We start from the raw sequence: 18,342 nt of genomic DNA, 5'->3' as shown, positions 1-18,342 counted from the left end.
CATTCCGATTTCCGATCCGGCCGGCGCGCGACGCGCCGGCCCATGCCGCCATGTCCCGCTTCGATGCTCCGACCGCCGCCGCCCGCGTGCTTTCGTCCGACCAGGCCGACCGCCGTGCCCGCGCGGCCGCGCTGGCCTGCATGGTCGGCCTGGCCGTCGTGCTCGGCGTCGGCCGTTTCGCGTTCACGCCGCTGTTGCCGCTGATGCTTGCGGACGGCTCGATCGGCCTGAAAGGCGGCGGCTGGCTCGCGTCGGCGAACTATGCGGGCTACTTCGTCGGCGCGGTCAGTTGCGCGGCGCTGCGCGTCTCGCCGGCGCGGATGGTGCGCTTCGGGCTCGTCGCGACCGTGCTGCTGACCGCCGCGATGGGCGTCGGTCACGTGCTGCCGGTGTGGCTCGTCGTGCGTTTCGTCGCGGGCGTCGTCAGCGCGTGGACGTTCGTGTTCATGTCGCAATGGGGGTTGCGACGCCTGGCCGAGCTGCATGCGCCCGAATGGAGCGGGGTGATCTATGCGGGGCCGGGCGTCGGCATCGTGGTGACGGGGCTGATCGGCAGTGCGCTGGCCGGCCAGCGTGCGGCGGTGGGCTGGCAGGGTTTCGCGGCATTGTCGGCCGTGCTGTCGGTCGCGATCTGGCGCACGTTCGGTGCGGCGCCGACTTCGGCGCACGCGCAGGCAGCGCCGCCGGCCGCCGCGCCGCATGCGGCCACCGTCGCGCCCGCCACCCCGGCGGCGCGGGCCGGCACGCGAAGCCATCGCGCGGACGCCGCGTGGCTCGTCGTGCTGTACGGCGCACCGGGCTTCGGCTACATCATCACCGCGACGTTCCTGCCGGTGATCGCGCGCGCCGCGCTGCCGGCCGCCTCACCATGGCCCGACCTGTTCTGGCCGATGTTCGGCGCGGCGCTGATCGTCGGCGCGATCACCGCCGCGCGGCTGCCCGGGCACTGGGACAACCGGCTGCTGCTGGCGGCCGGCTGCGCGACGCAGGCGCTCGGCATCGCGGCCGGGATCGTGTGGCCGAACGCGGCCGGTTTCTCGATCGGCAGCGCGCTGCTCGGCCTGCCGTTCACCGCGATCACGCTGTTCGCGATGCGCGAGGCGCGGCGCCTGCACGGCGAGCGCGCGGCCGGGCTGATGGGCTATGCGACCGCATCGTACGGCGTCGGGCAGATCCTCGGGCCGCTCGTCGCGGCGCCGCTGGCCGCGCGCTTCGGGTCGTTTACACCCGCGCTGTGGGTCGCGGTGGCCGCGCTGCTGATCGGCGCCGCCGGCTTTGCGGCGACCGTCGCACGCGGGCGCGGGTCGCCCTGACGCCGGTGGGGCCGGATCGTCTCGGGCGCGGCCAAACTCGCTAGAATGAAGCCTTTCCCGCGCCGAGCGGGTGCGCGGGCAGCCGGCAGACGGCCGTCCGGCGCTCGCCAGATCTCCATCGATGACCATCGCCGACTACCGCTTTTGCCCGCGCTGCGCGAGCCCGCTGACCGAGCGTGCCGATCCCGACCATGAGGGCGGCCGCATCCGCCAGGCCTGCCCCGACGATGCCTGCGGCTACGTGCACTGGAACAACCCGCTGCCCGTCGTTGCCGCGATCGTCGAACTCGACGGCAAGATCCTGCTGGCGCGCAACGCGGCGTGGCCCGAAGGGATGTTCGCGCTGATCACCGGTTTCCTCGAAAACGGCGAGACGCCCGAGGACGGCATCGCGCGCGAGGTGTTCGAGGAAACCGCGCTGAAGGCCGAGCACGTATCGCTCGTCGGCGTGTACGAATTCATGCGCAAGAACGAGCTGATCATCGCGTACCACGTGCGCGCGTCGGGCACGGTGTCGCTGTCGCCGGAACTGCTCGAATACAAGCTCGTCGATCCGCCGCTGCTGCGCCCGTGGCGCGCCGGCACGGGCATCGCGCTCGCCGACTGGATGCGCGCGCGCGGCCTCGATTTCGAATTCGTCGATCGGCCGGGGCAGTGACGGGCCGGCCTGCCCGCAGGGTGTCATCCGCCGTGGCGCGCGCGATCGCGGCGCTGCGCTGCGTTTTTTACCGGCGCGCCGCGTTCTCCGGTCGCCGCGCGTCCTCCTCATCGTCCACATCGTTTCCATCGCACTGACCGCCATCGCCATGTCCGACAAGCCGCAGCCGCGTCCGCGCGACGCCTATCGCCACTTCCTGCCGATCACGACCCGCTGGATGGACAACGACGTCTACGGGCACGTGAACAACGTCGTCTACTACAGCTACTTCGACACCGTCGTGAACGAGTACCTGATCCGCGCGGGCGTGCTCGACGTCGAGCACGGGCAGACGATCGGGCTGGTCGTCGAGACGCAGTGCAACTACTTCGCGCCGCTCGTGTTTCCGCAATCGGTCGACGCGGGCCTGCGCGTCGTGAAGCTCGGCGCGTCGAGCGTGCGCTACGAAGTCGGGCTGTTCGCACAAGGCGATGCGTCGCCCGCCGCGCAGGGGCATTTCGTGCACGTGTACGTCGATCGCGGCACGCGCCGCCCGGTGCCGCTGCCCGACGCGCTGCGCGCCGCGCTCGAACCGCTCGCTGCCTGACGCGACGCGGTGCACGCGTTCGCGCTCCAGGCCTTCAACGGCCTCAGCTACGGCTTGCTGCTGTTCATGCTGTCGGCCGGCCTCACGCTGATCTTCAGCGTGCAGGGCGTGCTCAACTTCGCGCATGCGAGCTTCTACATGCTCGGTGCGTACGTCGGCTACAGCATCGCGGCCTGGGCGGGCTTCTGGCCCGCGCTCGTGCTCGCGCCGCTCGCGGTCGGGCTGCTCGGCGCCGGCTGCGAACGCATGTTGCTGCGCCGCGTGCAGGCGCGCGGCCATACGAGCGAGCTGCTGCTGACCTTCGGGCTCGCGTACCTGATCGGCGAGGGCGCGAAACTCGTGTGGGGCCTCGCGCCGCTGCCGGCGCCCGTGCCGCCGCTGTTCGACGGCGCGCCGGTGACCGTGTTCGGTCTCGCTTTGCCGCGTTACCGGCTGTTCATGATGGCGATGTCCGCGACGATGCTGGTCGCGCTCGGCGGGCTGCTGCGTGCATCGCGCATCGGGCTCGTCGTGCGCGCGGCGCTCACGCATCGCGCGGCGGTCGAGGCGCTCGGCTACGACGTGCCGCGCGTGATGACGGCGCTGTTCGGCGCGGGCACCGCGCTCGCGGCGCTGGCCGGCGTGATCGGCGCGCCGCTCGCGGTGATCGAACCGGCGCTCGCCGAAACCGTCGGATCGGTCGTGTTCGCGGTCGTCGTGATCGGCGGCTTGGGCTCGCTCGGCGGCGCGTTCGTCGCGTCGCTCGCGGTTGGCTTCGCGCAGACCTTCGCGGCCGCGAGCGACACGTCGCTGCGCGACCTCGCGCAATGGACCGGCATCGCGCTGCCCGACAGCGTCGCCGCGGTGTCGATCGCACAACTGGCGCCGCTGGTGCCGTACCTGCTGCTCGTCGCGGTGCTGGTCGCGCGGCCGCGCGGGCTGTTCGGCGAGCGTGTCGATGCATAGCCGCGCACTGGCCGGATGCGTGCGCTGGGCGCTGTTCGCCGCGTGCGTCGCGCTGCCCGCGTGGCTGTGGCCGCATGGCGCGGTGCTCGGCTATCTCGCGCAGACGGCCGCGCTCGTCGTGCTCGCGCTGTCGTACAACCTGCAGCTCGGCACGACCGGGCTGCTGTCGTTCGGGCATGCGGCGTTCGCGGGCCTCGGCGCGTTCGCGGCCGCCCACTGGTTCAACCACGTCGGCGGCCCGCTGCCGCTGTTGCCGCTCGTCGGCGGCGCGGCCGGCGCGGGCTTCGGGTTCGTCGCCGGGCTGCTGGCGACGCGCCGTTCCGGCACCGCGTTCGCGATGATCACGCTCGGGCTCGGCGAATGCGTCGCGGCCGCCGCGTGGAGCGTGCCCGCATGGTTCGGCGGTATCGGCGGCGTGCCGATCGACCGTGCGGGCGGCGCGCCCTGGGGCAACGGGCATTTCGGCGCGCCGGCGCATGCGTATGCGCTGATCGCCGCGTGGTGCGTCGTGTCGGCGTGGGCGATGCATGCGCTGACGCGCACGCCGCTTGCGCGGCTCGCGAACGCGGTGCGCGACAACCCGGCGCGCGTCGCGGCGCTCGGCACCGATCCGCGCCGCGTGCGGCTCGCGATGGTCACCTGCGCATCGTTCTTCGCGGGTATCGCCGGCACGCTGACGCTGATCGACGTCGAGATCGCGACGCCCGACAGCGTATCGATGGCGCGCTCGGCGACCGTGCTGATCGCCGCGGTGATCGGCGGCACCGGCGCATTCTTCGGGCCCGCGGCCGGCGCGGCCGTGCTGACCGCGCTGAGTATCGTCGTCGCGGGCGCGTCGCGCGCGTGGGCGCTGTATCTCGGCGTGCTGTTCGTCGCGATCGTCGTGGCCGCGCCCGGCGGGATCGCGGGCATCGTACAGGCGCTCGCGCATGCGCTGCGGCGCGGCGCGCCGGCGACCGAGCGGTGGCGCCTGCTGTGCGCCATCGGTGCGTGCGCGTTCTGGAGCGTCGCGATCGTCTGCGCGGCCGAACTCGGCTATGCATGGCGCTTCGCGCAGGACGACGGCACGGGCCTCGCGTTCGGCACATGGGGCATCGATGCCGATACGCCGATCGGCTGGGCCGTCGCGGGTTCGGCGGCCGGCATTGGCACGCTGCTGTGGGGCTGGCGCGCGCGGCTCGGGCATGGCGCGGCGGCCGCCACGCAGGAGGACGCGCGATGAACGGCAACGCGATCGCGCTTCACGGCGTCGTGCAGCGCTTCGGCGCACAGACCGTGCTCGACGGTGTCGATCTGAGCATCGCGGCCGGCGAGCGCCACGCGCTGATCGGGCCGAACGGCGCGGGCAAGTCCACGCTGTTCGGCGTGATCGCCGGGGCGACGCGGCCGACGCGCGGGCGCATCGTGCTGCACGGCGTCGAGCTGCGCGGGCGCGGGCCGGTCGTCGCGAGCCGCCTCGGCATCGGCCGCAGTTTCCAGCAGACGAGCGCGTTCGCGCGCCTGAGCGTATTCGACAACCTGCGTTGCGCGGCGCTGCATGCGCCGGCCGAACGGCGGCGCTGGTGGAACCGGCTGCGCGAATCGGCGTCGGTCGATCTTGCGGCCGCGCGCGTGCTGCACGACATCGGCCTCGACGCGCGGCGCGACACGCCGGCCGCCGAGCTGAGCTATGCGGAGCAGCGCGCGCTCGATCTCGGGATCGCGCTCGCGAGCGGTGCGCGTACGCTGCTGCTCGACGAGCCGACGGCCGGCATGAGCCGCGCGCAGGCGGCGCGGATGATCGCGCTGATCCGAGCGACGACGCAGGGCCGCACCGTGCTGATGATCGAGCACGACATGGACGCGGTGTTCGGTTTCGCCGAACGCATCACGGTGCTCGTGCGCGGCGCGGTGGTCGCGACCGGCGCGCCCGACGCGATCCGCGCCGATCCGCGCGTGCGGGCCGCGTACCTGGGCGAGGGCGCGGCATGAGCGCCGTGCTCGACATTCGCGGGCTGCGCGCGTGGTACGGGTTGCAGCCCGTGCTCGACGGCGTCGATCTCGCGCTCGCGCCGGGCGAGACGCTCGCGCTGCTCGGCCGCAACGGCTCGGGGCGCTCGACGCTCGCGAAGGCCGTGATGGGGCTCGTACGCACGGCCGGCTCGGTGCGCATCGCCGGCGCCGAATGCGCGGGGGCGCGCACGTTCGAGACCGCGCGGCGCGGCGTCGCTTACGTGGCCGAAAGCCGCGACGTGTTCCCGCTGCTGACCGTGCGCGACAACCTGCGGCTCGGTTTGCGCGGCGCAAGCGGCGCAGCCGAACGCGCGGCGCTCGACCGCCTGTTCGAGCGTTTTCCGCTGCTGGCCGCGCGCGCGGACGTGAAAGCCGGGCGGCTGTCGGGCGGCGAGCAGCAGGTGCTCGCGCTGGTGCGCGCACTCGCCGGCCGCCCGCGCGTGCTGATCGTCGACGAACCGGCCGAAGGGCTCGCGCCGCTCGCGGTCGACGAAGTCGGCGCGTGCCTCGCCGCGCTGCAGGCCGACGGCGTTTCGATCGTGCTGATCGAGCAGCGGCTGCAGCTTGCGCCGCGGCTCGCGCGACGCGCGGCGGTCATGGGGCGGGGACGGATCGTCTACGACGGCGGGCTCGACGGGCTGGGCGGCGAGGTCGCCCACGCGTGGCTGAGCGCCGGCTGACGACGCCCGGTCGATTGTTCGGCAAACTCCGCCAGTCAATTCGCTTCGAGCCGCTTTATCGCTGCGGTGCCGCACACTACATTGCCAGTCAGGCCGGTCGCCATCGCAACACATCGATGCATCCGACGCATCACCGCATCGCTGCGGCAACCGGCGCCATCCATCGAACGTCTTCGGACTGAGGAATGAAACCATGAGCAAGCTGGCAGGCAAGGTAGCGATCGTCACGGGCGCATCGAAGGGCATCGGCGCGGCAATCGCGAAGGCACTGGCCGACGAAGGTGCATCGGTCGTCGTCAACTACGCGAGCAGCAAGGCGGGCGCGGATGCGGTCGTGAGCGCGATCACCGAAGCGGGCGGCCACGCGGTCGCGGTCGGCGGCGACGTGTCGAAGGCCGCCGATGCGCAGCGCATCGTCGATACCGCCATCGAAACGTATGGTCGTCTCGACGTGCTCGTCAACAACTCCGGCGTGTACGAATTCGCGCCGATCGAGGCGATCACCGAAGAGCACTACCGCCGGCAGTTCGACACGAACGTGTTCGGCGTATTGCTGACCACGCAGGCGGCGGTCAAGCATCTCGGCGAAGGCGCGAGCATCATCAACATCAGCTCGGTGGTGACCAGCGTCACGCCGCCGGCCAGCGCCGTATACAGCGGCACGAAGGGCGCGGTCGACGCGATCACCGGCGTGCTCGCGCTCGAACTCGGCCCGCGCAAGATCCGCGTGAACGCGATCAACCCGGGGATGGTCGTGACCGAAGGCACGCACAGCGCGGGCATCATCGGTTCCGATCTCGAAGCGCAGGTGCTCGGCCAGACGCCGCTCGGCCGCCTCGGCGAGCCGAACGACATCGCGTCGGTCGCCGTGTTCCTCGCATCGGACGATGCGCGCTGGCTGACCGGCGAGCACGTCGTCGTGAGCGGCGGGGTGCACTGACCGGATCGTGCCGCGCTGGCCGCGGCGGTAGCGAAATCCCCGCACGCTGCGTCGAATTTGCTTCGGCAGATCGGGCAGCGTGTCGTTTATTGCCACGCAGCCCTCGACATTTTCTGCACGAATGCGGCACTGACGCGATCCCTGTAGAGGCCACCCTCTGATCCCGTGCCGCGGCGCGGCATAAAACTGTCATGCCGCGCGCGCGGTGACGGTGCGCGCTGCGTGCCGCGCTGACTGAAGTCCTCCTCCCGAATCCTGCGCCTACGCCCGTCACGCAAGGCTGACGGGCGTATCCCGCGTTGCGCGGTCATGCCGGCGTACATCGCTCGCATGCGTCCCGCGCACACTCCCCATTCAAGTTGCGAATGTGTGCATCGCAACAATCCATTTCATCCGCGGCGATCGGAGCGGTAAGGTGAACGCACGTTCGATATTCGTCGACCGATGCACATCCATCACGCGAAGACGCCATGAAAACGACTCACGATCGATCCGGCCACACGGCCCGTGCGACCGCCGGCGGCGCGCCCGAAGGCGGTGGCGACCGACGCGACGCAGGTCTGCGCCTGCCGGCGAAGCTGGTGGGCCCGATCGTGCTCGGCACGCTGCTCAACGCGCTGAATTCGTCGATGATCGCGGTCGCACTCGTCAGCATCCAGCAGGCGTTCGCGCCGCCCGGCGCCGCGCACGCGCGCATCGATACGCTGTGGCTCGTGTCGGGGCTCTATCTCGCGACGGCCGCCGGCCAGCCGACGATGGGGCGGCTCGCCGATCGCTTCGGTGCGAAGCGCATCTTCTGCATCGGCCTCGCGATCGTGCTGGTCGCGTCGTCGCTCGCGCCGTTCGCGCCGACGCTCGGCTGGCTGGTCGCATCGCGCGTCGCGCTCGGCATCGGCACGTCCGCCGCCTATCCGGCCGGCATGGCGATGATCCGCGCGTGGTCGCAGCAGCACGCGAACGGCGCGACGCCGACGGGCGGGCTCGGCGCGATTTCGATCGCGGCGCAGGTGGCCGTCGCGTTCGGCCCGCCGCTCGGCGGCGCACTCGTGCAGTTCGCCGGCTGGCGCGCGATCTTCTGGATCAACGTGCCGATCGTGCTGGCCGCCTTCCTGTTCGCATGGCTGTGGATCCCGGCCGACCCGGCCTATCGCGGCGCGCAGGCGCGCAGCACGCGGCGCGCCACGCTGACGGAACTGGATCTGCCGGGCGTGGCGTTGTTCGTGCTGACGCTCGCGAGCCTGCTGCTGTTCCTGCAGTCGGTGTCGCGCGCACCCGACTGGCTGCTGCTGGCCGCGACGCTGGTGCTGGTGCCGCTGCTGATCGGCCGCGAGCGGCAGGCCGCGGCGCCGCTGATCGACATCCGGATGCTGGCCGACAACCGTCCGCTGCTCGGCACGTATCTGCGCTGCGTCGGCACCTATGCGGTGTTCTACGCGATCTTCTATGCGCTGCCGATGTGGCTGCAGGAGGCGAGGGGGCTATCGGCCGCCGACGCCGGCCTCGTGATGCTGCCGGTCGCCGGCATCGGCACCGTCACGACGATGCTCGCGACCCGCATCGTGCACCGCCACGGCGCGCGTCCGGTGCTGATCATCGGTTCCGCGCTGCTCTGCATCGGCAGCGTCGTGATGAGCCAGATGACGAGCAGCCTGCCGATCGCGGCAATCGTCCTGCTGTCCGTCGTGTTCGGTATTCCTAATGGTTTCAACAATCTCGGCAATCAGGCCACGCTCTACCAGAGCACGCCGCACGGCCGGATCGGTACGGCTTCCGGGCTGTACCGCACCGCGCAGTACGTCGGCGGCAGCCTGTCGTTCGCGCTCGTCGGTCTCGCGCTCGGCCATCCGGCGAGCGACCGCGGCTTGCGCGAGCTGGCCGTCGTCCTGGCGGTGATCAGCGTGCTGCTGTTGCTCAATGCGGTATCGAGCCGGCACCTCGACGCCGCCGTTTCTTCCGTTCCACAACAAAAGTGAGGGTGATACATGTCCATTCCGACGCTCAATCGCACCGCCGCACTCGTCGCCATCGATCTGCAGAACGGCATCGTGTCGCTGCCGGTCACGCCTTATACCGGCGCGCAGGTCGTCGCGAAGACGGTCGAACTGGCGGCGGTTTTCCGCGCGCGGGGGCTGCCCGTCATCTACGTGCACACGAGCTACCGGCCCGACGGCGGCGTGGCGCTGAAGGTGAAGACGGATGCGCCGTCGTCGCCGCCGAATCTCGATCCCGAATGGAGCGCGTTCGCGCCGGCGCTCGGCGTGTCGCCGTCCGACCTCGTCGTGACGAAGCATCAGTGGGGCGCGTTCACCGGCACCGACCTGGACGTGCAACTGCGTCGCCGCGGCATCACCGACATCGTGCTGACGGGAATCGCGACCAACATCGGCGTGGAATCGACGGCGCGCCAGGCATACGAAAACAACTACAACGTCGTCATCGTGAGCGACGCGGTCAGCACCTCGTCGGCCGATGCGCAGACGTTCGCGCTGACCCAGATCTTCCCGAAGCTCGGGCAGGTCGCCGCGGCGGCGGACGTGGAGGCGGCACTGGAGCAGACGCAGTCGCGCTGAAGCCGGCGATTCGTTCGGCGCGCTTTTTCAGATACCAGTCGTTTACCGAGGAATGACGATGATCAAGACCGATGCATGGGTTCTCTATGCGGGACCGGAGCCGACCCGCCAGCAGCCGCCCGTTGCGGGCGAGCTGCGCCGCGAAACCTTCGAATTTTCCCCGCTCGAAGCCGACGAGGTGCTCGTCGAGCCGCTGTACGGATCGTGGGAAGCGAACCTCGACCATGCGCTGTCGCGCAATCCGGTCGATATCTGCCGCCAGCGCCGCGAGGACAAGATCGTGCTGGGCAACGGCGCGCTGGTACGCGTCGTGGAGCGCGGAAGTGCGGCCCACGCGCTGAAGGACGGCGAGATCTGCATGGTGATGCCGTTCGGCAAGCGCGACGAATACGGATTCGCCGAGCTCGTCTACGCGTACGACGCGCCCGGCACGATCGGCGTGATGGCGCAGCGCACCAAGATGCGCGCCGACAACCTGGTGCCGGTGCCGACCGACAGCCGCCACTCGCTGCTGCAATGGGCGACCTACGGCCGCTACTTCACCGCATGGGACAACTGGAAGGTCGCGTCGACCTGCTGGCGTTCGCAATTGCCGGACGTCGATCCGGCCGACTATCTGGTGTTCGGCTGGGGCGGCGGCACGACGCTGGCCGAGCTGCAGCTCGCGAAGCGCGAAGGCTTTCGCGTCGCGATGACGGCGAGCAACGACCGCCGGCTCGAGGAGCTCGCGAAGCTCGGCATCACGCCGGTCGACCGCCGCAAGTTTCCGGATCTCGCGTATGACGAGGCGCGTTATCGGGCCGATCCGGACTATCAGGCACGCTACCGCGAGTCGGAGCGCATATTCGCCGAGACGATCGCCGAGTTGAGCGGCGGGCGCGGCGTCGCGATCTTCCTCGACAATCTCGGCGGCGCGCTGTATCGCGCGACGATGCGCGTGACGGGCCGCACCGGCATCGTCGCGACGGTCGGCTGGAAAACCGGGATGCGTCTGTGGAACCTGCGCGCGACGGAATGCATCAACCGCCGTCTGCACATTCACACGCACGCGTGGCGCTACGACGACAGCATCACGATTCGGGACTTCCAGGAATCGACCGGCTGGATCGGCCAGGAACCGACCGAAATCTTCGATTTCGACGACGTGCCGAAGCTTGCATCCGATTACCTTGGCGGGAAGATCGAGACGTATTTCCCGATCTATCGGATCAACGCGGTCTGAGCCGCGGGTCGCGCGCCGCGCCTGCATCGTTGCATGATGATTAGTGATGCAAACGATGAAGCCGCGTGGCGCGCCGTGCAACCTATCTGGCAGGAGAACGCCATGGCCTCTGTGGAAACCGGGGAGGTCGACGCCGGCACGGCGTCGGACACCTCAAGCCGCGCGCCGCTCGGCGGCATTCGCGTGATCGACGCCGCGACGCTGTTTGCCGGCCCGCTCGCGGCGACGATGCTCGCCGACTACGGCGCCGACGTGATCAAGGTGGAACATCCGACGGGCGATCCGGCGCGCAAGTACGGCGCGCGTCGCGACGACGTGCCGTTGTGGTGGAAGGTGGTCGCGCGCAACAAGCGGGCGGTCACGCTGAATCTCGGCACGGCCGACGGCCAGCGGATCTTTCGCGAGCTGGCCGCGCAGGCCGACGTGGTGGTCGAGAATTTCCGGCCCGGCACGCTGGAGCGCTGGGGGCTCGGCTACGACGTGTTGTCCGCGATCAATCCGCGGCTCGTGCTGGTTCGGGTGACGGGCTTCGGCCAGTTCGGCCCGTATGCGCGCCGCCCCGGTTTCGGCACGCTCGCGGAGGCGATGAGCGGGCTGGCGGCCGCCACCGGCGAGGCGGACGGGCCGCCGCTGCTGCCGTCGTTTCCACTGGCGGACACGGTGGCGGGGCTCACCGCCGCGTTCGCGATCATGACGGCGCTGAAGGCGCGCGATCGCACCGGACGCGGGCAGGTGGTCGATCTCGCGATCATCGAGACGATGCTCGCGGCGATGGGCGCGCAGGTTGCGAGCTACGACCAGACGGGGCGCGTACCGGAGCGTGCCGGCAACCGCTCGCCGAACAATGCGCCGCGCGGCGTGTATCGCACGTCGGACGGCAAGTGGGTCGCGCTGTCGACGTCGGCGCACAGCATCGCGGAGCGCGTGATGCGGCTCGTCGGCCGCGCGGACCTCATCGACCAGCCGTGGTTCGCGAGCGGCGTCGAGCGCGCGAAGCATGCGGACGAACTCGACGCGGCGGTCGGCGGCTGGATCGGCCAGCGCACGCGCGACGAGGTGATCGATGCGTTCGAGCGCGCGGAGGCGGCCGTCGCGCCGATCTACGACGTCGCCGACGTGCTGCGCGATCCGCAGTACGCGGCGCTCGGCTCGGTCGTCTCGGTGCCCGACGCCGAACTGGGCGCGTTCCGCACGCACAACGTGCCGTTCCGGCTGTCCGACACCCCCGGCGCGATCCGCTGGGGCGGGCCGTCGCGCGGCGCGCACAACGATGAAGTATTCGGCGCATTGGGACTGGAACAGCAGGACCTTGCCGACCTGACCGAACGAGGTGTGATTTGAAACAGAGCGCAACCTGCCGCAGCTACCTGTACGTGCCCGCGCACAAGACGCAGGTGGTCGAGAAGGCCTACGCGAGCGAGGCCGACGCGATCGTGCTGGATCTCGAGGACGCCGTGCCAGCAAGCCACAAGGTCGACGCCCGCCAGGCCGCCGCCGCGATCCTCGCGGGCGGCCCGCCGAAGCCGACCTACGTGCGCGTCAACCCGATCGGGAGTCCGTGGTGCCGCGACGACGTCGAGGCGATCGCCTTGCCCGCGTTGCAGGCGCTGCGTTTGCCGAAATGCGATTTCCCCGCGCATATCCAGGAAGTCGCGGGCTGGCTCGATGCGCTCGGCAGCGACGCCGGGATCCAGATCCTGATCGAATCGGCATATGGCGTGGAGACGGCTTACCAGCTCGCGACCGCGTCGCCGCGGCTCGAACGGATCGGGCTCGGCGAAAGCGACCTGCGCGCCGACCTGCGGATCGGCGTCGACAACTTCACGCTCGAGGTGTGCCGCGCGCGCTGCGTGGTGGCGTCGCGCGCGGCAGGGCTGAACGGGCCGATCCAGACGGTCTATCACACGCTGGGCGATCTCGACGGCCTGAAGGAATCGACGTTGCGGGCGAAATCGATGGGATTCGTCGGCCGCTTCGCGATCCATCCGTCCCAGCTTCCGGTCATCAACGCGGTGTTCACGCCGTCGGACGAAGAAATCCGCGCGGCCGAGCGCGTGCTGGAGGCGGTCGATGCGGCGGACGAGCAATCGTCGGTGTTCGTGCTGCCCGACGGCCGCGTGGTGGCGCCGCCGCTGATCGCGAACGCACGCGTGACGCTCGCGCTGGCGACCCATCTGCGGCGCGACGGAGTCGCGGCATGAGCGCGCCCGATACGCTTTCCGCGCCGGCTGCTGCCGTCAAGCCCGCGAGTCCGGACGGTATCGTCGGCGCGCTCGGCCGCTTCGCGGCGGCGGTGCGCGTCGACGGGCTCGACCGCACGCTGCGCGTCGAGGCTGCCGCCCGTGTGCTCGACCTGGTCGGCAACAGCCTGATCGCGCACGACGAACCCGTCGCGCAATCCGTGCTGCAGGTCGCGCGGCGCTGGGGCGGCCACGGCCGTGCGAGCGTGATCGGCGCGCCCGACCGGCTGCCGGCCGCGAGCGCCGCACTCGTCAACGGCACGCTCGCGCATGCGATGGATTTCGACGACTCGCACATGCTGTCGGTGCTGCATCCGAGCGCGTCGGTGATTCCGGCCGCGCTCGCCGCCGCACAGGCGAGTGGCGCATCGGGCGCGGCGCTGCTCGATGCGATCACGGTCGGCACGGAGATCTGCATCCGGCTCGGCGTGGCCGCCTACAACGAGCGGCTCGGCAATTCGGTGTTCTTCGAGCGCGGCCAGCACGCGACGTCGATTTGCGGGACGGTCGGCGCCGCCGCGGCCGCGGCGATGCTGTTCGGGCTCGACGCCGCGCAGATCGCCGCGGCGCTCGGGATCGCCGCGAGCATGGGCGCGGGCCTGCTCGAGGCCAATCGAACCGGCGGCTCCGTGAAACGGATCCACTGCGGCTGGGCCGCGCATGCGGGCGTGAGCGCGGCGGAACTGGCGGGCGCGGGCGTGACCGCGCCGCCGACCGCGCTCGAAGGCCGCTTCGGCTTCTTTCACGCATGGTGCGGCGAACTGGCCGACGTCGACGCCGTGCTGCGCGACCTCGGTGACGACTGGGAGACGAGCCGGATCATCTTCAAGCCGTACCCGTGCAACCACTTCACGCATCCGGGCATCGACGCGGCGCTGCAATTGAAGGCGCAGGGCGTGACGGCCGACGACGTGGTGTCTGCCGAACTGCGGGTCGCGACGTCGACGCTGCGCACGATCGGCGAGCCCGCCGAGTTGAAGGCCAATCCGCCAAACGGTTATGCGGCGGCGTTCTCGGGGCCGTACACGATCGCGGCCGCGCTGCTCGGCGGCGGCGGGCTCGGCGTCTGGTTCGACGATTTCGACGATGCGCTCGTGCAGGATCCCGCGCGCCGGGCGCTGGCCGCCAAAGTCCGCTGCGTCGCCGATCCGTGGTGCGACGCGCGGTTCCCGCAATGCCTGCCTGCCGTGCTGCGCGTGACGCTGCGCGACGGGCAGGAGTACGAGGCGCGCGTCGAGTCGAGCAAGGGCACCCGTTCGCGGCCGCTGACCGAACAGGAACGCGTCGCGAAGTTCGTGCTCGCCGCGAGTTCGACGATCGGCATGCCGCGCGCGCTCGAACTGCGCGACGCGGTGCAGGCGCTGGCCGACGACACGCCGCTGGATGTGCTGGCGGCGCTGACGTCCGGCGTGCATCCGAACCGGAAAGGAGGAGAGCCATCTTGAATGCACCACGCTGGAGCAAGCGGCCGCCCGGCTCGAACTGGGGTGATTTCGGCCCGGACGATCAGAAGGGACGGTTGAACTGGCTGACGCCGGACAAGGTGCGGCAGGGCGTCGCCGAGGTGCGCGAAGGCCTGTCGTTCTCGCTGAGCCTGCCGCTCGACGTGCCGCGCGGCGGCGGCCTGAACGCGCGCCGCCGGCCGCCGGCGATCATGCCGGCGCTGCTGGGCGGCAAGCCGTACTTCGGCTATCGCGCGGACGAACAGGTTGCGAACGCAACCGATGTGGTGTGCGACGACTCGTTCTGCATGCACTCGCAGTTCTCGACGCAGTGGGACGGCCTGTCGCACGTGGGCGGCCTGTTCGACGCGGACGATGACGGCGTGCCCGAAATCGTGTTCTACAACGGCTTCCGGATGGGCGAGCATCTGCGAGTGCCGCAGGAGGGCGACGCCACCGGCGGCGCGCGCTCGCTCGGCATCGAGGTGATGGCGCGGACCGGCGTGCAGGGGCGCGGCGTGCTGATCGACCTGCGGCATCACTTCGGCGACGCCCGCACGAAAGTCGGCTACGCGCAGCTGATGCGCGTGATGGAAGCAGACGACGTGCACGTCGAGCAGGGCGACATCGTCTGCCTTCACACCGGTTTCGCCGATTTGCTGTTGAACGACGAGAGCGGGTCGCCCGCGACCGTCGCGAGCGCCTGCGTGCTGGACAGCAGCGACGCCCGCCTGCTGCAGTGGATCGACGAGTCGCGGCTCGCGGCGCTCGTGGCCGACAACCACGCGATCGAGGAGCGGCCGCAGCATGCGCAGCCGCTCGCGCAACCGGGTGCGCTGATGCCGCTGCACGAGCTGTGCCTGTTCAAGCTCGGCATCCATCTCGGCGAGCTGTGGCACCTGACGCCGCTCGCGAACTGGCTGCGCGCGCATCGGCGCAGCCGCTTCCTGCTCACTGCACCGCCGTTGCATATCCGTGGGTTGGTCGGTGCGCCGGTGAATCCGGTCGCGACAGTCTGACGCGCAGGCGGCGGCTGCCGGCGCGCGATCGGCCGGGGTGAACCGTTTCCACGCGTCGATCCGGGATCGTCGATTGACCCGATTATCGAAAAAGTGACTGAAAATCGGGTCATTCAAATCAAAAACAGAATCAATGACGGGAGATATCTAAAAAATATTGAAACGTCAAGATTGGACTATTCTCTTTTATTGCACTAAATATCAGGGGATTTCCCCATTGCGATAATCGTGAACCGGGGGGCGATTAACCCGTTTAGTGGATGGTCACAATCATGAATCTACGTTCGATCGACCTGAACCTGCTGGTCATACTCGATGCGCTGTTGACGGAGAAACAGGTGACGCGGGCCGGCCTGAAGGTCGGCCTGACCCAGCCGGCCGTCAGTAATGCGCTGTCGCGCCTGCGGTATCTGTTCAAGGACGAGATCCTCGCGCGCAGCACGATCGGGATGGAATTGACACCACGCGCCCAGGCGCTGATCGCACCGGTCCGGCAAATCATGCAACAAATCGAAGAATTATTTGAATCGGATTATCAATTCAACCCTTTTACTTCGGAGCGTCATTTTACGGTCCGGATGTCGGATCTCACCGAATTGCTTTTGCTGCCCGCGTTGCTGCGGCGCATGCGCGCGACGGCGCCGAATATCAGCCTGGACGTCGTGCACCCGAGCGCGGCCAAGACGGCCGAAGCGCTCGACGCGGGGCGGCTCGACATGGCGATCAGCGCGGGCCTCGAGCATTCCGGCACGCTGTCGTCGGAAACCGTGTTTCACGACCGGATGGTGTGCATGCTGAGCCGCAACCATCCCGATGCGGACAAGCCGCTGACGCTCGAACGGTTCCTCGCGCTCGACTTCCTCAACGTCTCGATCAATCCGGTCGACCACAGCCTGATCGACAACCTGCTCGCGAACATGGGCTGTACGCGCCGCATCGTGCTCAACGTGCCGCACTGGCTCGTCGTGCCGAACATGCTCGATGCGCTGCCGTACGCCGTGATCATGTCGGAGCGGCACGCGCTGAGCCTCGGCGATCGGCGTCTCGTGATCCGCGAGCTGCCGCTCTCGATGGAGCCGGTCACGTGGTCGCTGTACTGGCATCGCCGCTACGATGCCAGCAACGCGCATGGCTGGATGCGTCGCGCGATCATCGCGGCTGCGGAATCCGTCGTCGACGACGTCACGGCGGACGCGTGCAGCGTGGGCTGAGCGCGATGGCGCGCGCCGCGGGCCGCGCGCGGGTCAGCCGACGACGAACAGCGGCGGCAGCGTCGCGACGTCGGGCTGTTCATCGAGTCGCCACAGGAAATCGAGTGCGGCACGCATCCGCGCCGCACTCCAGTGCTGGCGGCAGTTCTTCGTGAACTTCGCTTCGTAGTCGTCGCGCCGCATCGGTTGCGTCGGTGAGCCCGGCAGATCGTCCACCTGCTTCGTATAGATCGCGCCGTCGTCGCACACGGCCGTCACGCGATTCGGCGCATGTGCGGGATAGCGGGCCGTCAGCGCCGGATCCGCGTTGACCGTGATGGTGCCGATCAGCGCGCGCAATGCCGGGTCGCGCAGCGCGGCGCCCGCATAGCTGCGGGTCGTGATGTCGCCGTCGAGCATCGCCCGCGCGACGATGTAGGGCAGGCTGTGATCGGCGGTTTCGTGGGTCGACGGCGCCCATTTTTCCGGATCGCGGCCGGCCGTCACGTAGCCGACTTCGGTCGTGTGGATCTCGATGCGCCGGATGCGCCGCAGGTCGCCAACCTGCGCGGCGACCGCGAGCGCGGCCGGAATCGCGGTTTGCGTGAGCCCTTGCGCCGGATAGAACTTCACGAAGCACCGGCCGATCCGGAACGTGCCGCCGCGCCCGCCGAATGCGCCGGTGTCGAGCGTGAACGGCCCGGACACCTGCGCGAAGAACCCGGCCGCTCCTTCGAATATCGGCGCGGGGCCGGTGAGGCCGGCCTGGGCGAGTTCGGTCGAAAACACCGCGTTGCGCGCCGCGTCGGCGTCGGCGAATGCCTTCCAGTTGGTCAACTGCTGCACCCGCGTCTGGTTCAGCGCGAGATGGCTGTTGATCGACAGGTTGACCGCCTGCACGAGTTGCGGCGCGGGCAGGCGCATCAGCTTGCCCGCGGCGAGCGCGACGGCCGGCAGGCTGTAGCAGGTGTGATCCCAGCCGCGCGGGCTGATCGCGGCGGCGTCCATCAGCCGGCAGGCGATTTCGTACGCGATCGCAATCGACAGGATCAGGTCGCGGCCGGTAGCGTGCTGCGCTTCGGCGACCGCGAGACACGCGGCGACGTTGTCGCTCGGATGGCCGGTTTCCTTGCCGGCATACGCATCGTTGAAATCGAAGTAGCGCAGCGCCGTGCCGGTCGCGAACGCGGCGAGATCGGGGCTCGTGCGCTGGTTCGTCCCGATCACGGTCGAGATGCCTCCGGGCGACGCGAGCGCCGCGGTGCGCGCGATCCGCACCGGTGGTTCGTCGTGGGCGGCGATCGCGCAGCCCAGTGCGTCGATCAGATGCGCCTTGATCGTTTCGACGGTCGCGGCGTCGAGGTCGTGATACTGCAGCCCGGCTGCGTAGTCGGCGAGCTGCCGGGCGAGCTCGGGCTCGCTGGTGTTGCGGGTATCGGCGGTTGCGGCCGCGCGGGCGTGAGCGAACGGCAACGCGACGGCAGCGCCGGTCAGCGCGGAAAGAAAGTGGCGGCGATTCATGATTTTGGACTCCGAAGGTTCCAG

The 18,342-nt window shown here is 69.8% G+C and carries 17 protein-coding genes; 16 read left to right on the top strand and 1 reads right to left on the bottom strand.

Annotation, left to right across the window (positions count from 1 at the left end; genetic code table 11):
- Window positions 1-50 precede the first annotated feature (50 nt).
- The 16 genes from HWW87_RS09235 (at window position 51) to HWW87_RS09160 (ending at window position 16,818) form a co-directional block, all read left to right on the top strand.
- Window positions 51-1,313, top strand: coding sequence for a YbfB/YjiJ family MFS transporter (locus tag HWW87_RS09235; protein WP_175820040.1), 1,263 nt, complete (start codon window positions 51-53; stop codon window positions 1,311-1,313).
- Window positions 1,314-1,434: 121 nt separating this feature from the next.
- Entirely contained in the window at window positions 1,435-1,971 is a 537-nt protein-coding gene (locus tag HWW87_RS09230) for an NUDIX domain-containing protein (protein ID WP_175820039.1), read from the top strand.
- Window positions 1,972-2,119: 148 nt separating this feature from the next.
- Window positions 2,120-2,557 carry a thioesterase family protein gene (locus HWW87_RS09225; RefSeq protein WP_175820038.1) on the top strand — a complete coding sequence of 146 codons (438 nt, stop codon included), beginning with the start codon at window positions 2,120-2,122 and terminating at the stop codon, window positions 2,555-2,557.
- A 9-nt stretch (window positions 2,558-2,566) separates the two neighbouring features.
- On the top strand, window positions 2,567-3,502 hold the full coding sequence (locus HWW87_RS09220) for a branched-chain amino acid ABC transporter permease (RefSeq protein ID WP_175820037.1): 936 nt from the start codon (window positions 2,567-2,569) through the stop codon (window positions 3,500-3,502).
- On the top strand, window positions 3,495-4,724 hold the full coding sequence (locus HWW87_RS09215; protein ID WP_175820036.1) for a branched-chain amino acid ABC transporter permease: 1,230 nt from the start codon (window positions 3,495-3,497) through the stop codon (window positions 4,722-4,724). The genes HWW87_RS09220 and HWW87_RS09215 overlap by 8 nt, the downstream gene beginning before the upstream one ends.
- A complete protein-coding gene (locus HWW87_RS09210; protein ID WP_175820035.1) occupies window positions 4,721-5,473 on the top strand; it encodes an ABC transporter ATP-binding protein in 753 nt (250 codons plus the stop codon). Before HWW87_RS09215 ends, HWW87_RS09210 begins: the two co-directional genes overlap by 4 nt.
- Window positions 5,470-6,174 carry an ABC transporter ATP-binding protein gene (locus tag HWW87_RS09205; RefSeq protein ID WP_175820034.1) on the top strand — a complete coding sequence of 235 codons (705 nt, stop codon included), beginning with the start codon at window positions 5,470-5,472 and terminating at the stop codon, window positions 6,172-6,174. The genes HWW87_RS09210 and HWW87_RS09205 overlap by 4 nt, the downstream gene beginning before the upstream one ends.
- 193 nt (window positions 6,175-6,367) lie before the next feature.
- The gene (locus HWW87_RS09200; protein WP_175820033.1) at window positions 6,368-7,114 is read left to right on the top strand and encodes a glucose 1-dehydrogenase; all 747 of its coding nucleotides are present in this window, start codon (window positions 6,368-6,370) and stop codon (window positions 7,112-7,114) included.
- Between the two features lie 470 nt (window positions 7,115-7,584).
- Complete coding sequence (locus HWW87_RS09195) at window positions 7,585-9,087, top strand: MFS transporter (RefSeq protein WP_208449931.1); 1,503 nt, start codon at window positions 7,585-7,587, stop codon at window positions 9,085-9,087.
- A 9-nt stretch (window positions 9,088-9,096) separates the two neighbouring features.
- Window positions 9,097-9,684: a hydrolase gene (locus tag HWW87_RS09190; RefSeq protein ID WP_175820032.1), complete on the top strand. Its 588-nt coding sequence runs from the start codon at window positions 9,097-9,099 to the stop codon at window positions 9,682-9,684.
- A gap of 58 nt (window positions 9,685-9,742) precedes the next feature.
- Window positions 9,743-10,906 carry a zinc-binding alcohol dehydrogenase family protein gene (locus HWW87_RS09185; protein WP_175820031.1) on the top strand — a complete coding sequence of 388 codons (1,164 nt, stop codon included), beginning with the start codon at window positions 9,743-9,745 and terminating at the stop codon, window positions 10,904-10,906.
- Between the two features lie 102 nt (window positions 10,907-11,008).
- Window positions 11,009-12,247, top strand: a complete 1,239-nt coding sequence (locus HWW87_RS09180; protein ID WP_175820030.1) for a CoA transferase — start codon at window positions 11,009-11,011, stop codon at window positions 12,245-12,247.
- Window positions 12,244-13,107, top strand: coding sequence for a CoA ester lyase (locus HWW87_RS09175; RefSeq protein ID WP_175820029.1), 864 nt, complete (start codon window positions 12,244-12,246; stop codon window positions 13,105-13,107). The genes HWW87_RS09180 and HWW87_RS09175 overlap by 4 nt, the downstream gene beginning before the upstream one ends.
- Window positions 13,104-14,591: an MmgE/PrpD family protein gene (locus HWW87_RS09170; RefSeq protein WP_175820028.1), complete on the top strand. Its 1,488-nt coding sequence runs from the start codon at window positions 13,104-13,106 to the stop codon at window positions 14,589-14,591. Before HWW87_RS09175 ends, HWW87_RS09170 begins: the two co-directional genes overlap by 4 nt.
- Window positions 14,588-15,607 (top strand): cyclase family protein, encoded by a 1,020-nt coding sequence (locus HWW87_RS09165; RefSeq protein WP_175820027.1) that lies wholly within the window; start codon window positions 14,588-14,590, stop codon window positions 15,605-15,607. The genes HWW87_RS09170 and HWW87_RS09165 overlap by 4 nt, the downstream gene beginning before the upstream one ends.
- Window positions 15,608-15,879: 272 nt before the next feature.
- Window positions 15,880-16,818: a LysR family transcriptional regulator gene (locus tag HWW87_RS09160; protein WP_174432040.1), complete on the top strand. Its 939-nt coding sequence runs from the start codon at window positions 15,880-15,882 to the stop codon at window positions 16,816-16,818.
- 33 nt (window positions 16,819-16,851) lie between these two features.
- Here HWW87_RS09160 and HWW87_RS09155 read toward each other — a convergent pair whose 3' ends face one another.
- Window positions 16,852-18,318 (bottom strand): MmgE/PrpD family protein, encoded by a 1,467-nt coding sequence (locus tag HWW87_RS09155; protein WP_175820026.1) that lies wholly within the window; start codon window positions 18,316-18,318, stop codon window positions 16,852-16,854.
- Between the last annotated feature and the right edge of the window lie 24 nt (window positions 18,319-18,342).

It is taken from the genome of Burkholderia sp. BCC0419, from assembly GCF_902830285.1.
GTDB lineage: Bacteria > Pseudomonadota > Gammaproteobacteria > Burkholderiales > Burkholderiaceae > Burkholderia.
Note: the sequence above shows the minus strand (reverse complement) of the source record. Positions and strands in the feature narration are given on the sequence as shown.

Excerpts from the sequence above, each read along its gene's own strand:
- HWW87_RS09155 (WP_175820026.1), bottom strand. The coding sequence starts at position 18,318 with ATGAATCGCCGCCACTTTCTTTCCGCGCTGACCGGCGCTGCCGTCGCG.
- HWW87_RS09215 (WP_175820036.1), top strand. The coding sequence starts at position 3,495 with ATGCATAGCCGCGCACTGGCCGGATGCGTGCGCTGGGCGCTGTTCGCC.
- HWW87_RS09205 (WP_175820034.1), top strand. The coding sequence starts at position 5,470 with ATGAGCGCCGTGCTCGACATTCGCGGGCTGCGCGCGTGGTACGGGTTG.
- HWW87_RS09230 (WP_175820039.1), top strand. The coding sequence starts at position 1,435 with ATGACCATCGCCGACTACCGCTTTTGCCCGCGCTGCGCGAGCCCGCTG.
- HWW87_RS09210 (WP_175820035.1), top strand. The coding sequence starts at position 4,721 with ATGAACGGCAACGCGATCGCGCTTCACGGCGTCGTGCAGCGCTTCGGC.
- HWW87_RS09190 (WP_175820032.1), top strand. The coding sequence starts at position 9,097 with ATGTCCATTCCGACGCTCAATCGCACCGCCGCACTCGTCGCCATCGAT.
- HWW87_RS09160 (WP_174432040.1), top strand. The coding sequence starts at position 15,880 with ATGAATCTACGTTCGATCGACCTGAACCTGCTGGTCATACTCGATGCG.
- HWW87_RS09200 (WP_175820033.1), top strand. The coding sequence starts at position 6,368 with ATGAGCAAGCTGGCAGGCAAGGTAGCGATCGTCACGGGCGCATCGAAG.
- HWW87_RS09170 (WP_175820028.1), top strand. The coding sequence starts at position 13,104 with ATGAGCGCGCCCGATACGCTTTCCGCGCCGGCTGCTGCCGTCAAGCCC.
- HWW87_RS09195 (WP_208449931.1), top strand. The coding sequence starts at position 7,585 with ATGAAAACGACTCACGATCGATCCGGCCACACGGCCCGTGCGACCGCC.
- HWW87_RS09180 (WP_175820030.1), top strand. The coding sequence starts at position 11,009 with ATGGCCTCTGTGGAAACCGGGGAGGTCGACGCCGGCACGGCGTCGGAC.
- HWW87_RS09185 (WP_175820031.1), top strand. The coding sequence starts at position 9,743 with ATGATCAAGACCGATGCATGGGTTCTCTATGCGGGACCGGAGCCGACC.
- HWW87_RS09225 (WP_175820038.1), top strand. The coding sequence starts at position 2,120 with ATGTCCGACAAGCCGCAGCCGCGTCCGCGCGACGCCTATCGCCACTTC.
- HWW87_RS09235 (WP_175820040.1), top strand. The coding sequence starts at position 51 with ATGTCCCGCTTCGATGCTCCGACCGCCGCCGCCCGCGTGCTTTCGTCC.